The 13,889-nt window shown below is 62.6% G+C and carries 11 protein-coding genes; 9 read left to right on the top strand and 2 right to left on the bottom strand.

What is annotated here, in order from left to right:
• Positions 1–595: 595 nt before the first annotated feature.
• From AB4Z38_RS10355 to AB4Z38_RS10335, 5 genes are all read left to right on the top strand, one after another.
• Positions 596–1,369, top strand: coding sequence for a TnsA-like heteromeric transposase endonuclease subunit (locus AB4Z38_RS10355; RefSeq protein ID WP_441429625.1), 774 nt, complete (start codon positions 596–598; stop codon positions 1,367–1,369).
• 11 nt (positions 1,370–1,380) lie between these two features.
• Positions 1,381–3,471: a Mu transposase C-terminal domain-containing protein gene (locus AB4Z38_RS10350; protein WP_441429624.1), complete on the top strand. Its 2,091-nt coding sequence runs from the start codon at positions 1,381–1,383 to the stop codon at positions 3,469–3,471.
• Complete coding sequence (locus tag AB4Z38_RS10345) at positions 3,462–4,475, top strand: TniB family NTP-binding protein (protein ID WP_441429623.1); 1,014 nt, start codon at positions 3,462–3,464, stop codon at positions 4,473–4,475. The genes AB4Z38_RS10350 and AB4Z38_RS10345 overlap by 10 nt, the downstream gene beginning before the upstream one ends.
• A gap of 8 nt (positions 4,476–4,483) precedes the next feature.
• Positions 4,484–5,476, top strand: a complete 993-nt coding sequence (locus tag AB4Z38_RS10340) for a hypothetical protein (protein WP_441429622.1) — start codon at positions 4,484–4,486, stop codon at positions 5,474–5,476.
• A 256-nt stretch (positions 5,477–5,732) separates the two neighbouring features.
• Positions 5,733–6,548, top strand: coding sequence for a hypothetical protein (locus tag AB4Z38_RS10335; protein WP_441429621.1), 816 nt, complete (start codon positions 5,733–5,735; stop codon positions 6,546–6,548).
• A gap of 251 nt (positions 6,549–6,799) precedes the next feature.
• On the opposite strand, the gene AB4Z38_RS10330 is transcribed toward AB4Z38_RS10335, so the two are convergent.
• Positions 6,800–7,432: a dihydrofolate reductase family protein gene (locus AB4Z38_RS10330; protein WP_441429620.1), complete on the bottom strand. Its 633-nt coding sequence runs from the start codon at positions 7,430–7,432 to the stop codon at positions 6,800–6,802.
• Between the two features lie 164 nt (positions 7,433–7,596).
• Between AB4Z38_RS10330 and AB4Z38_RS10325 the strand changes: the two genes are divergently transcribed.
• From AB4Z38_RS10325 to AB4Z38_RS10310, 4 genes are all read left to right on the top strand, one after another.
• The gene (locus AB4Z38_RS10325) at positions 7,597–8,463 is read left to right on the top strand and encodes a PhzF family phenazine biosynthesis protein (protein ID WP_441429619.1); all 867 of its coding nucleotides are present in this window, start codon (positions 7,597–7,599) and stop codon (positions 8,461–8,463) included.
• Positions 8,464–8,538: 75 nt separating this feature from the next.
• Positions 8,539–8,988, top strand: a complete 450-nt coding sequence (locus tag AB4Z38_RS10320; protein WP_441429618.1) for a MarR family winged helix-turn-helix transcriptional regulator — start codon at positions 8,539–8,541, stop codon at positions 8,986–8,988.
• Between the two features lie 5 nt (positions 8,989–8,993).
• Complete coding sequence (locus AB4Z38_RS10315) at positions 8,994–9,560, top strand: cysteine hydrolase family protein (RefSeq protein WP_441429668.1); 567 nt, start codon at positions 8,994–8,996, stop codon at positions 9,558–9,560.
• Positions 9,557–11,035, top strand: coding sequence for an MFS transporter (locus AB4Z38_RS10310; protein ID WP_441429617.1), 1,479 nt, complete (start codon positions 9,557–9,559; stop codon positions 11,033–11,035). Before AB4Z38_RS10315 ends, AB4Z38_RS10310 begins: the two co-directional genes overlap by 4 nt.
• Before the next feature lie 41 nt (positions 11,036–11,076).
• Here AB4Z38_RS10310 and AB4Z38_RS10305 read toward each other — a convergent pair whose 3' ends face one another.
• The gene (locus AB4Z38_RS10305) at positions 11,077–13,881 is read right to left on the bottom strand and encodes a LuxR C-terminal-related transcriptional regulator (RefSeq protein WP_441429616.1); all 2,805 of its coding nucleotides are present in this window, start codon (positions 13,879–13,881) and stop codon (positions 11,077–11,079) included.
• Positions 13,882–13,889: the final 8 nt, after the last annotated feature.

The raw sequence follows: 13,889 nt of genomic DNA, 5'->3' as shown, positions 1-13,889 counted from the left end.
GGTCACCAGCGCTGGCTTGGGCTGCGGCGCCTGGTCGTTATCCGGGCAGGGTTGCGCGTCGTCAGGTTCTTGCTTGCGCGCGGAGGTGTTGGCGTAGACCGGGGATGGCGAAGTCGACCTCGGTGTAAGTGCCTGTGAGTTTTGTGAGTTTGATGGGCTTCGCGGTGCGAATGCTCTTCCCATTATGGGTGACCAAGTCCGACTATGGGTGACCAAGTCCGACTATGGGTGACCAAGTCCGACGCCATCACCGGCTTCACGGCCGCCTCGTCCGCCTGTTCCGTGCTGGCGCTTTCTTTCAGGGTGTGGCGGACGATTCCGGCTATGCCTGGTCCCGGCGGTGAGCCTTTGGGAAACGTCCGAGTCTTCGGTGAACGGGAGTTATCGCATCCACTTCTACTCCCGTGGTTTTAACGCCGATAATCTACATTATGTAAAGTAAAGTCGTGATTGTTGCATCTGATGAAGATCACGCGTATCCCCTAACTGTCCTTTTCCATCCAAGTTGACGCAGATTCATCTAAATTGACGCATTGGTCGGCGTGTTTCACTTCAGTTGACGCATTACCGTTAGCCGCGTCACTACAGTTGACGCATGTTCACGTCGGCGGCGCTGAATATGCACGAGTTAAGCAAGCCTGATCAACTCGACCGCTCAGGCGTGTTTACGGTGCGGGAACACGCCCGTGCGCCGCTGAGTACGCAGGGTGCGGCAGGAGCGTCAAGCTTGAAGTTCGAGGACTTCGCGCCGGTCCGGTCGACCACCGCCTACAAGGGACAGCGTAATTTCTCCGGCGAGTGGTGGTGCTCAACCAACCACCGCATGGTCCCGTACGAGTCGTGGCTGGAACGCGATCACCTGGTCAGGATGGACTTCGCTCCGACTGTCGTCGGCGTCGCCTCCCAACCATTCAGAATCGATTTCAATCTGCCCGAGGGGCCCCGGTGGCATGTCCCGGACTATTTCGTCCGCCTAGATGACGGATCTGCCCTTGTGGTCGATGTCCGCCCCGACAACAGGATCAAGGACCGGGACCGCACAGTCTTCGACGCGACAGATGCACTCTGCCAACTACTTGGCTGGCTCTACAAGCGTGTCGGTGAACTCCCCCGCGTCTATATGGCGAATCTGAGATGGCTCTCGGGCTACCGCCACTCCCGGTGCCTGGTGGCCAGCACAGCAGCTTCCATCACCGAATTCCTCAACGCAGCCCCTGTGCCCCGCACGATTGGTCAGGTGGCATCCGCCGTCGGCGATCCCGTCATCGTCTATCCGACCCTGTTTCACCTGATGTGGCGCGGCACCGTCACCGCGGAGCTCCATGAAGCCCCGCTGGGCCCCCATAGCACCCTTCGGATTGCAGAATAGCGATGAGTCCTATGGCAGACCCTACACTCCGGGTCGGCGGACACCTTGAACTCCACGGTCAGGCATACCGCCTGCTCAGCCTGAACGGAAACATCGCCGTCCTTACCGCCCCGGAGATGGCTCCCACCGCCGTCAACGTCCATGAACTCTTCGCCGATCCATCATTCAAACCCAGCACTCGGTCCGCTCCCGGCCGCCAGTCCCCTGCCTCGTCAGCGATCTTCGAGGCACTTCCGCCAGACGTTCAGCACCGGGCACGATGGCTGGAAGCACACATCACCGAAGTCATCGACGGCCTGCCCGTCGTGGCCGAACCGGGCTCCAGGCCACGCCCTGCCTACGACCCGGTCCTGCGTACACTGCGGCAGCGCGAACTGGCCAAGCACGAAGAGCTCATCGCCGACGGTGAGAGCCTGCCGTTCCGGTCCTTCCAACGGCTCCGCGCCGGCTACCAGCAGCGCGGCATCACAGCCCTCGTTGACCAGCGGCTCATGCGCCGCACACCGGTGGCCGGCCGAGTGGATTCCCGGGTCGTAGAGGTGCTGCTGCGGGTTCTGGAAGAGAACACGAACCGCTCTTCAGGGACCATGGACCGGCTCTTCCGGGAGGTGAAGAAGCGCGTCGCCGCCGAAAACGTGGATGAACCGGTCAGCTTTCCGTCGCTATCAACATTCCGGCGCCTGGTCGCCAGGCTACGGGAAGGCCGTCATGCGACGGGTTCGGCCCGGACCCGCAGGACCCTGGACCAGCAACCCGATGGGCCATTCGGAGCCGTGTACCCGGTGCGCCCCGGCGAGTTGATGCAAATAGATTCCACTCCCGTGGACATCGCTGTCGAACTCGGCCCGGAGACCGTCGGCAGGGTGGAACTGACAGCACTCGTAGATATCGCCACGCGCAGCATTTGCGCGGCGGTGCTGCGTCCCACCACCAAAGCCGTCGATGCGGCCCTGCTCCTGGCACGCTGCATGACACCGGAGTTAATGCGGCCCGGCTGGCCCGAGGCCGTGTCCATGGCCGCATCGGCACTGCCTTACCGGTCCATGCGCTCAGTCGACGAACGATTGGAGGGAGCCGCCGCGAAACCGGTGATCATGCCCGAAACCATTGTGTGTGACCACGGCAAGGCCTACCTGTCCGCCGCGTTTAAAAACGCCTGCCATTCCCTGGGCATCAGCCTTCAACCTGCACACCCGGACACTCCGACCGACAAGCCCGTCGTCGAACGGACCCTGCAGTCCGTTGGCACGTTATTCGCCCAGTACGTCACCGGCTATCTCGGCTCATCCATCGAACGGCGGGGTAAAAACGCCGAGCATGACGCCGTTTTCTCGGTCCCGGAGCTGCAGGACCTTCTGGATGAGTGGATCATCACCGGCTGGCAGAACCGCCCCCATGAGGGGCTGCGCGACCCCTTTACCCCGGACCGCGTCCTCACCCCCAACGAAAAGTACGCTGCTCTGCTCGCCATCACCGGATATGTTCCCGTGCCGCTGAGCGGCACCGACTACATCGAGCTGCTCCCGGCCCAAACCCGGGTCATCAACTCTTACGGCATCAAGATCCGACACCGCATCTACGATGCCAAGGAACTCAACCCGTACCGGGGCCAGGCCTCGGGGATAAAAGCCCTCAATCAACTTTGGGAAATCCACTACGACCCCTACGACATCACCCGCATCTGGATACGCAACCACCACGACGGCGGATGGATCACCGCCTACTGGCGGCATCTGAACGCCGCACCCCAGCCCTTCGGGGAAGCGATCTGGGAACGCGGACGCCAAATCGTCGCCGAACGCGGTGTGACCGGCCCCTCCCAAGCGACCATTGCGGCCGCAGTGGATGACCTGCTGGACAGGGCCTCACCGGCACCGAATAAGCGTCGGAAGTCGGCAAAAGACAAACGAACCGTTGCCCGGCAGGCCGCCACCACGGAACCCAGCTGGCCCCGCCCGCCAGCGAAGCAGACGCAAGAAATCAGCGACGAATCGACGGATCCCTATGACACCCCGGCTGATCACGACGATGCCGGGGAACTGGCGAAAATCATCCCGCTGAAGATCTACGATGCCCGGAAAGAGGCAGAAAAATGGTGGTAAACCCGGACCTTCCCACCTTCAGCCGTGCACCGACGACCACCCTGGAAGGGTGGCGCAGCTTCGTGAACAGCGAACCCATGGATATCGCCCTGCTCGCCGGCAGTGATCTGAACGCGCTCACCCCGGCGCGGCGTGAACTCTACGATGAGAAACGGGTCAGCTACCACTCCGAACTCGTCATCGTCCAGACCTCGACAGTTCGCGGCATCATCCACCAGGGACGGCTGCTGACCATGCTCAACCAGCGCGAAGTCAGCGCCCGGCGCGGCCTGATCGTCTCGGGCCCGTGGGCTTCGGGGAAAACGACGGCCATCAAACAACTCGGAAAGACCCACGAACTGCGGGTCAGGCTCCGCTACCCCGGCCAAAACCGTATCCCCGTCGTCTACATCACGACGCCGCCCAAAGGCTCCCCGCGGAAGCTGGCCAGTGAATTCGCCAATTTCCTTGGACTTCCCCAGCGCCCGCGGCACAACGTCACCGACATTGCCGACGCGGTCTGTAATGTCCTTACCGCTGCCCGGACCGACCTTGTTATCGTCGACGAAATTCATAACCTGAACCTGGCTACCAGCGCCGGTGAGGACATGTCGGACCATCTGAAATATTTCGCCGAGCACATGCCGGCCACCTTCATCTACGCCGGGATCAACGTGGAGAATTCAGGACTCTTCACCGGGCTGCGCGGCCGGCAGATCTCCGCCCGCTCCATTCTCACCAACACCGGCCCGTTCCCCTACGGTGATGAATGGAAATCCTTGGTTGCCTCCCTTGAGGAGGCACTCCGGCTCCACGACCATGACCAGGGCACGCTCACACGCGAGTCCAAATACCTGCATCATCGCACCGGGGGCGGGATCAGCAGCCTCTCGCATCTGATCCGGCAAGCCGCCATCAGCGCCATTCTCTTCCAGACCGAACGGATCGACCGGGAACTGCTGGATGCAACCATCCTCGATCACGCGGCCGAATCACTCGTCCCGCGGCCGGCCATCCACGCTTAACGGCTGCCATGACAACCCCGGCGACAAGGACAGAAGTAGTAGACGCTGCGGACCAGAGCCGGATGCGCCCCCTGCCCCTGAAGATCCACCCCCACCCGGACGAGACGACACGGTCCTTCCTCCACAGACTGGAAACAGCCAACGCGCTGCACCCGGGCCAGCTGCGAAAGACACTCCGCCGGGCCCGACGCCCATGGATCGAAACACTCGCCGCCTGGACGGGCGACAACCCGCAGGTGCTGTCACTGGCAATGCCCCAGCTCCGCCAACGCAACGAAACGGCCGTCCCGCGGTCCAAGCTGGTAGGCCGCCCGGACCGGACGATCCTCGGTACCGCCTGCCGGCATTGCGCCCTCGCCCGCGGGGCAGGCCGGTACGTTGAAATCTACACAACCCACGAACGCGTCATCTGCCCCCGCCACGGGCTATGGATCGGCGACGGCATCCAAGGCTTCACAGACCAACTACCCATCCTCGCCTGCCCCGACATTATTGCCGCCTGGCACCACCACAAGAACCTCATCACCCGGCACAGCCGCTCCCGAGTCCGCAAGGCCTTCCACATCTCCAGCGTCATTAACTGGCGCTGGTACGACCAGTTCCACCACTTCACCCATGCCATCGAGATCTACGATGCACTGGCTGCGGACCAGCCGCGCCACAGCCAAAGCCAGGCCATGGTCGCCGCATCGCTTTACCCGTCCATCGTCTCGCTGACCGCCACCATCGCATCCCCGTTCTGGGCCCGGATCGCGCACTCACGGCACCCAAACGCGTTCCTGGACAGAATCAGCGACGAAGTGACCGACGGCTGGCAGCCACGAGGTGCTTTCGACTCCCTGCGCCACTGGATGGACACGGATTGGCAACCGACCTTCAAAGGGGCAGACATCGTCGGCTCACCAGGTTCGACCCGGTACGGCCTCCGCCCGCGGCCGCTCCCCCAACTTACGGCCGAACGACACATGCAACAGGGCCTGAACTGCGGCAAGAGCCACTAACGTCGATCCAGTTCCAGCCGACCGCGAAGACCGCGCAGACCGCGCAGACGATCTTGTGTCCGACTCATTCAGCCCACCAGACCCCGGCAGCCGTTCACACCATTCACCGTCCATCGACAACTGAAATGAACAAAGACAAGGAGTCCGGTCGTCGCACTCCCAAATGATCCACCCATATATAGCGGACCGTCGGTCTTGTCATCGCCGGTGCCCGCGGTCATGATCGTTGTAACGGCGAACCGAGGAAGGACCGGCCATGGATCCCGAGGCCGACATGCGCAGCGACAGTCCCAGACTGAGAATGCTGTGCGGGGCCGGAATGATAGTCTTGGCGCTCGTTTCGGTCCTCGTCACCTGGCCTTACGTCCGGGAGACACCAGGGCTCAACCCCGTCAACCTGGTCGGACTGGGGATCATGGAAACGATAACCGTCGCGCTGGCCGTCATGGTCATGTCGGGGAGGGCCGGCCGGAAGAAAATCAGGCTGACCCTGACCCGGTCGCGCTGGAGAATCTACAACCTCATCGGGGTGGCCGCTGTTTTCCTCCCCTTGACCATCCTCGCACTCGGATCGCCCCGCATGCTCCCGGTCGTCGGCCTGGGCCCGCTCTTGGTGGCTTTAGGGCTGGCGCTCATCCTAGAACCGCCGCGCAGCAGCGCACCCGTCACGCCGCCGACGGCGGAACAAGTGGCGGCCTCGAGGAGGCTGCTGATGCCCCTGCTGGTCCTAGGGAGTGTGATGTTGGCCGCGAGTATTGTGCTCTGGCCCATCACCGGCACCATCGACCCCCTCATGCTCCTCCCCGTCGGGCTGTTCTTCCTGGTCATCGGCATCGCTCCGTGGATGAAAACAACCAAAGGGTTCCTGGTCTTGGTCCTCAGTCTGGGGATGATGGGGTTAGTCGGGGGCATTGTCCTCGGACTGGCAGCCGACGCGGTCTACGCCGCATTGCTCATCCCCGTCGGGGTGGTCTTTCTGATCTTCGGCATCGCCGTACAGATTGCGGCAGCGAAGCAGAGGAAGAACCATCAGGCCGCCAGGCATCCTGACACAGGCATCGTGCCGCCCTGACGGCTTGTCTGGGATTAGCGCCCCACGCAACGGCGGCACGGCGCCGGGTCTCAACGACGGCGCCGGTCGGATTCCCATATATAGGGACCTAACCACCAGCCAGACTCACCCTGACGAACAAGGATTAGCCGATTTGCGTCAACTGTAATGAACATTTGTGGCTGAGTTGGTTTCATTACAGTTGACGTACTGCTCCTCAAGCCTGCGATCTGCGCCAATTTAGATGACACAGGACACTAACAGCAGCTGCCTCAGAACACATCCTCCGGATCCACCGTGGACGTTGCGTACTCCGGGCGCCCGGCCGGCCGATAGCTCTGGATGGTGATGCCGCGGGACGTCGTCCGTGAGTTGACCAGGTCGAGCGCGAGGTCCGGACCGGATTCAGGAAACAACCGAATGCCCTGGCCGACGACCACGGGATAAGTGAGCAGATCGAGCTGGTCGACCAGGTCGTTGGCGAGTAGCCATCGGACCAGGACGCCGCTGCCCGGCACTAGCAGTTCGCCGTGGTGATGCGCCTTCAGCTCGCCGATGGCCGTGGCGAGGTCGCCGGCCAGGACCGTCGTGCCCGCCCATTGCGGGTCGGTAAGGCTCGTTGATGCCACGTACTTGGGCCGACTGTTCAGCGCGGCCGCGATCGGGTTCGTGCTGGGATTGATCATCGCTCCCCAATACGGGGCGAAGATCTCGTATGTCCGCCGGCCGAAGAGGAACGCTGCCGCCCCGTCATAGACCTGGCTGAGATAGTCCCCGGCTTCGGTGTCCAGAAGTGGTATTGCCCATCCCCCGCGCTCAAAGCCGCCTCTGCGATCTTCGTCCGCTCCGCCCAATCCCTGCATCACGCCGTCCACTGAGACGTTGGTCGTGGTCGTTAACCTCATGTCTTTTCACCCCGTCGAACAACGGCCGCGGACCCCTTCTGGATCCACGCTGCTTGCCCTCATTCTCCCAAGCCTTTACGCCCAAGGCGGGGTATCTGCGCCGAACGCTAAACATGGCCAAGGTGGTTCGGTCATGACGGCGCCTTCCGTGCGACGATATCCGGATGGAACAGACCCCTGATGTACTGCGTTATGCCGCCTTTACCGCCACGCCGGACGGAGGAAATCCGGCAGGAGTAGTCCTCGACGCAAGCGGCGTTGACGACGCCGGGATGCAGGCCATCGCGGCCGAGATCGGTTATGCGGAAACGGTCTTCGTCACCGAGAAGACCGTTGACGGGGACGCCCGCCGAAACCGCGTGCGGTACTCCTCCCCCATCGCCGAGGTACCGTTTTGCGGCCACGCCACTATCGCTTTGGCTGTCGCGCTGTCAGGGCGTGATGGTGCGGGAACCTTTGTGTTCGATACGGAGGTGGGGCCCGTGGTGATTGAGACGGCGGGCAACGGCGCTGCGGTCACGGCAAGCTTCACGAGCGTGGAACCCCGGGTCGCCGAGTTCCCTGACGGTGTTCTGGATTCCCTGCTCGGATTGCTCGGCGTGGGCCAAGGCGAGCTGCACCCGGGCTACCCTCCGATGGTTGCTTTTGCCGGGAACTGGCACCCCATTCTTGTATTCGCCGAACGGAGCACTTTTGACTCCTTCGCTTTCGACCCGGATGCCATGCGTGCGCTGATGGATGCCCAAGGCTGGGCCGGCACCGTCACGACGCTCCGTGAGATCGGTATCGGCGAGTTTGACTCGCGCAACCTATTCCCTGTGGGAACCATCACTGAAGATCCGGCGACCGGTTCGGCCGCCGCGGCTTTCGGCGGATACCTCCGGTCGCTTTCGCTCGTGGAGACCCCAAGCCGGGTGATTGTGCACCAAGGCAGCCACGTCGGCCGCGCGAGTGTCCTCACTGTCGACATTCCCCCGAAGGGCGGAATTGTCGTGAGTGGTGAAGCCGTGGAGATTGCCGATCCCTCGTAATCAGTCACGCCACGAAAAACACAGATAGTAAGGTAACCTTTTCAGTTTGCCTTACTATCTGGTAGCGTCATTGTTATGAACCCGCACCCGGATGCAGATGCGACGGGCATGCTCGAAGCTGCCGCCGAGCTCCGTGTCCTCATCGGCCAGTTGACCCGGCGGCTGCGTGAGCAGTCCCAAGTGGACAACCTGACGAATGCGCAAAAAGCCGTGCTGATCCACTTGGAGCGTGACGGCCGCGCCACGCCGTCCGCGCTGGCCCGCGCCGAGGGAATGCGTCCCCAGTCCATGGGAGCCATCATTTCCGCCCTTTCCAGCGCAGGACTCGTTGAGAGCGGCCCTGATCCTGCCGATGGCCGCCAGAGGATCCTGTCCCTCACAACCGAAGCCCGGGAGAGCATCAGCGCCAGCCGAGCGGCAAAGGCCGATTGGCTTTACCGCACCATCCAGTCCAAACTCACGCCGGACGAGCGGGGACGGTTGCCCGGCGCCATTCACCTACTCAAACGCCTTTTGGAGCCGTGACACACATGCCCATCACCACGTTGGACCCGCAGACCGCCCTGATTATTGTTGACCTTCAGCGGGGAATAGTTGCCTCTCCGAAAGCTCATCCACTTGAGCCAGTGGTTCGGAACTCCGCTGCACTCGCGGATGCCTTCCGCAGCCAGGGACTGCCCGTGGTGCTGGTCAACGTCACCGGCGGTGCGCCCGGCCGGACAGATCAAGGCAGCAGCGGGGGAAGGGAGTTCCCCGCCGATTTCGCCGAACTCCTGCCTGAACTGAACCAGCAACCAAGCGATCACCTGGTCACTAAGAAGACATGGGGTGCCTTCACCAACACCGGTCTCGGCGCACTCTTGGAAGACCTTGGTGTGACCCAAGTGGTGCTGACCGGTGTAGCCACCAGCATTGGTGTGGAATCCACCGCGCGAAGCGCCCACGAAGCCGGCCTTAACGTCACCCTCGCTCTCGACGCGATGACAGATCTGACGATGAACGCCCACGAAAACTCCGTCACGACGATCTTCCCCCGTCTGGGCGAGGGCGGAACGACGCAAGAAATCCTGGACGTGCTCGAAGCCACCCGGCCGTGACCGCGCCCGACGCTGCCCGGCCAGCGAGCCTGTCGGCGGACTCGGGCAATTCACCACTTGCTCCCCCACGGAACGCGGCCGGCGCCCCGGCTTCCGACCATGGGAATCTGTCTTCGAACCCGCTGGGATGGAGGTTCACGGCACCCCTGCTGCTTGGCTCCACCCTGAACCCGATCAACAGCTCGATGATCGCCACTGCGCTGGTGGGCATCGGGGCTGACTTTCACTCGAGTCCGGGCGCCACCGCCGAGCTCATATCCGTCCTGTACCTATGCAGCGCAGTAGCCCAACCGACCTTGGGCAAACTCTCTGTCCTCTTTGGGCCCAGGCGCGTGTTCCTCTCCGGCGTCGCCGTCCTTCTGCTGGCTGGGGTTGTAGGCGTGCTGGCTCCAAACCTGGGCGTGCTCCTCATCTCGCGGGCACTCATTGGCGTCGGGACTTCAGCGTGCTACCCGACGGCGATGGCGCTGGTCCGCAGGCGGGCCGACGAGTCCGGCATCGGCGTGCCGGGCCGCGTCCTGGGCAACTTTTCGATCGCAGCCCAGGTGACCGCCGTCGTCGGCTTGCCCCTTGGTGGAGTGCTGGCCGGCGCGTTCGGCTGGCGGGCCCTGTTCGCAGTCAACATTCCGCTGGCCCTGCTTGCCTTCACCTTCACTTTGCTCGGAGTGGCGAAAGACGCGCCCGTTCGCAAACAGGGCCTGGGTAGCCTGCTCACCATGCTGGACCTGCCGGGGATCGCCCTCTTTGCTGGTGCGATCATCTCGCTGCTGGTGTTCCTTTCGGCGCTCACGACGCCGGCCTGGTGGCTTGCCGTCCTCGCCGTGGTGCTGGCGGGGGTGCTGCTGTTGCGGGAACGCCATGCGCGCAGTCCGCTGATCGACGTCCGGATGCTGGGCAGGAACGGGCCGTTGCAGCGTACCTACCTGCGTTCGATCCTGGCGGCACTGGCAACGTACGCCTCGATGTACGGGGCCAGCCAGTGGATGGAACAAAGCATGGGACTGAATCCGGCGATGGTAGGGCTGGTTCTGATTCCGCTGAGCCTTCTGAGCATCGTCGTGGCGCGGGTCGTCTCGGGTCGGGCGTGGGTCCGTTGGCCGTTGATCCTTGCAGGCGTCGCGTTGACACTCTCCGCCGGCGTGATGCTGCTCGTGAACCACGGCTCCGGCGTCGCGCTGCTCATCGGGATGACCCTCCTGCTGGGCCTGACCAACGGTTTCAGCAGCTTCGCCAATCAGGCGGCGCTGTACCTGCAAACGACCGCCGCGGAGATTGCGGTTGCCTCGGGGTTGCTGCGGACGTCAATGTACCTGGGCGCGATCGGCTCCTCAAGCCTCATCGGCATATCTTTCGGGCCGTCTGCCACCGACGCGGGTTTCCACGCGCTGGCCTGGATTCTGCTCGCCATCGGTGCATCGATGGTGCTCCTGACGGCGTTTGACCGCAGCGTTCCGGCCGTCGCTGCGGAGCATTGAACGCGGAGCATTGAGCGCGGAGCATTGAAACGGCGCGATGATCAGAAGCGATGACGCTGGGGCGTGCGGGCTTGGCTCGGGGCGGAGCCTTCAAAGCCGGCAGTGAATAGCTGACCGAGTTCCCGGCGGGAGCGGAGGCCAAGCTTGGCCAGGACATTCCGAATATGGAAGTTCACAGTTGCCGGCGAAACAAATAGCTGGGCGGCGATTTGCTTATTGGTCATGCCGCGTTCGGCATAGAAGGCGATTTCCCGTTCCCGTCCGGTAAGGGACTCGAATGCCTGTAGGTACGGATTGCCGGGCCTGTCGCTCATCCCGTCGAGCAACTTCATCGCGCGGCTGAGGTACGGGGCGGCACCGAGTGCAAGGAAGATCCGTACGGCGCCCCTCAGTGCGGTACCACCGGCTTTCGTATTTCCAAGCGAGATGAGCAGCCGGCCAAGATCGAGGTGGGCAATACCTTGCGACAACGGGAAGCGTGATTCCTTCGCCGCGAGCCGGTAGAACTTGGCCGCCTGGCTTGAAAGTCCATACGCTTCGCTGACCCTGCCTTCCAACCAGTCCAGCGAGCCATACACTGGCCACCATCCGCGGCCGTTCATGTCCTTGCAGGCTTGTAACAACCTGTCCGCTTCCTCCGCCCGACCTAGTCCAGCCAAGGCGTCAATCCTGTAGCTGTGCATCGACGGCGTGGCCAAAGTGATCGTCTCGGATGCTTCCAACTGCTGTTGCCATTCAGCCAAGGAACGGGCCCGTTCGAGCCTTGCAAGGCCACTGAGTTCGACTCCAAAAGTGTCATATTCGCTGATTCGGACTTCTTCCGCGCGGCGCAACGCAGCGTCGTATGTTTCCGAACGGCCTTGCACTGCCTCGAGGACCGCGGACATTGAGAAGACAAGGGGGCGGGAGGAGACATCGCTGACATCCAGGGAGAGCAATTGCGCCGTGCGGATCACCGTCAGCATTTCCTGCACTCTTCCCAACAGGAAATAGCAGTATGCAAGCACGACCCTGGTGTGCCCGGTTGCCAGGCCCGCCCCGGTCGAGGCGGAGACCTCCATGGCCCTCTCCAGATCGACCGTGGCCTGCTCGATGCCACCAGTAACGCTGAGGAAGCCGGCTCTGCAGGTCAGCGCGTCGGCCAGGGCAGTACTGTCGTTCGCATCAGCGATCCGTGCGCTGAGCGACGCGAAAGCCTTCGAGATCAGCTCGGGATCCCGGGTACCGCTTGCGCCGATGAGGTTGAATCCATCGAATTGCAGGCCTAGATGCGTTCCTGACGGCAGGTGCCGAAGCCGGGGGTCGTGGACTGCCCCGTTGGTCTGGCCCAGATGCTCCAAGTATCGGTGCGCCTGGGCGACAGCGACGGCGGTGGAGGACTTATCGTCGGAGACCATCCGTGAGACGACTATCGCCAACGAAATGTGGGCCCGCAACAGGGCCTCGTCAGGGTGGTCCAGTTCTTTGGCGATCAGCTCCTCGGCAAATTGGCCGACACGGTCCAGGTCCGGCCTCATTTGGAGCAACTGCAGCAGCGCGAAGTCCCGCACTGCGCCGGGAAGCATGGATTGCACCTGAGGCAGAAGGTCCATCACTTCGGCAATGCAATGGTGGACGGACGCAACGAGACAGGCTTCGATGATGCAGTCGTCCCGGCGGCTTCCGCAGAACCTGTCTATCGCCGAGCGTAGGTATTGCAACGCGAGTTCCGGCTGGCCGTCGGCCAAAGCGTGGTCGACGCCGGAGGTCACCTCGGCAAAAAGTTCGGCCGTCCCGGGTTCCTGTACAAGCAATCGATGCTGCAAAGCAAGTCTCGGGTCATCGACTTCGCCTGCAATTGCGCGGTGGATGGAAGACAAGCGTTGGCTCTTGAGATTGTCCCGTACCCCGACTGCGAGCAGATCATGAAACGGGCGCAATTGCACGGTCTGCCCGGTCCGTGTGCCGCGGACCAGCCCGCTCGACAGTGCCGCCGCGACGTCCATTGGTTCATTCAAAGCGTCCCCAATCCGCTGCACGCGCTCTTGTTCAATCGGGTCGCGACTGACACACACAAGCTCGACGACGGATCGGGCAGGTCCAAGCTCCAATGCGTCGAGCATGGTGGCAAATGGATTGTTTCCGGGGGCGACATACGGTATCGCATCGGGCCAGGGGTCCCGGGCGGAATATTCCGGCCCGGCGGCATGCTCCATTGCGGCGTTGATCAACAAGGGAGTACCTCCGGTGCTCCCTCGAAGCCGTTCCGCAGTGCGCGCCGACATCGTCCGATCCCAGACTCGCGCCACGTAGTCCTGCACCTGTTCAGGACTCAGCGGTTCCAGGGTGACCCGTTTGATAATGCCCCAGGACAGGTCATCACTCACCATCCGATCGATGGCGGCGGTACCGGCTCCTGAGACGCCTGCCAAGACAACTGTGATCTTGTCGTCGGCGAGTCTCTGAAGCACGAACCGCAGGGCCCTGGCGGAGCGTTCATCTATCCATTGGGCATTGTCTATGACAATGCAACTTATGTTCTTGGGCCGGGAAGCTAGCGCAGACAATAGTTGGCGTGCGGCAATGACAGGATCTGAGAGGGGCTCGGCCTCGCGATGGCCTAGAGCTACAAGAAGCTTGTCAACAAAGGAGAGTGGAAGGGTACTTTCAAAAGCGTCCGCACTGCATGCCACTACGTTCGCCCGCTTCAGGGTATCCATGAGCTGCAAGCACCACGTCGTTTTTCCTATCCCCTGGATCCCGGTGAGCACAACAATCCCGCCGCTGTATTGGCGTGTGCGTTTCAATACAGCGGCGGGAGTGTCATCGTTTGATAGTCCGGGATGTACGACCGTGCGTGACGCCATGCCGCCAT

This window comes from Arthrobacter sp. 2RAF6, from assembly GCF_052115205.1.
Classification (GTDB): Bacteria; Actinomycetota; Actinomycetes; order Actinomycetales; family Micrococcaceae; genus Arthrobacter.
Note: the sequence above shows the minus strand (reverse complement) of the source record. Positions and strands in the feature narration are given on the sequence as shown.

Bases quoted from the DNA above. Each gene is read 5' to 3' on its own strand.
- AB4Z38_RS10345 (WP_441429623.1), top strand. From the start codon at position 3,462: ATGGTGGTAAACCCGGACCTTCCCACCTTCAGCCGTGCACCGACGACC.
- AB4Z38_RS10350 (WP_441429624.1), top strand. From the start codon at position 1,381: ATGGCAGACCCTACACTCCGGGTCGGCGGACACCTTGAACTCCACGGT.
- AB4Z38_RS10340 (WP_441429622.1), top strand. From the start codon at position 4,484: ATGACAACCCCGGCGACAAGGACAGAAGTAGTAGACGCTGCGGACCAG.
- AB4Z38_RS10305 (WP_441429616.1), bottom strand. From the start codon at position 13,881: ATGGCGTCACGCACGGTCGTACATCCCGGACTATCAAACGATGACACT.
- AB4Z38_RS10330 (WP_441429620.1), bottom strand. From the start codon at position 7,432: ATGAGGTTAACGACCACGACCAACGTCTCAGTGGACGGCGTGATGCAG.
- AB4Z38_RS10335 (WP_441429621.1), top strand. From the start codon at position 5,733: ATGGATCCCGAGGCCGACATGCGCAGCGACAGTCCCAGACTGAGAATG.
- AB4Z38_RS10315 (WP_441429668.1), top strand. From the start codon at position 8,994: ATGCCCATCACCACGTTGGACCCGCAGACCGCCCTGATTATTGTTGAC.
- AB4Z38_RS10355 (WP_441429625.1), top strand. From the start codon at position 596: ATGTTCACGTCGGCGGCGCTGAATATGCACGAGTTAAGCAAGCCTGAT.
- AB4Z38_RS10320 (WP_441429618.1), top strand. From the start codon at position 8,539: ATGAACCCGCACCCGGATGCAGATGCGACGGGCATGCTCGAAGCTGCC.
- AB4Z38_RS10325 (WP_441429619.1), top strand. From the start codon at position 7,597: ATGGAACAGACCCCTGATGTACTGCGTTATGCCGCCTTTACCGCCACG.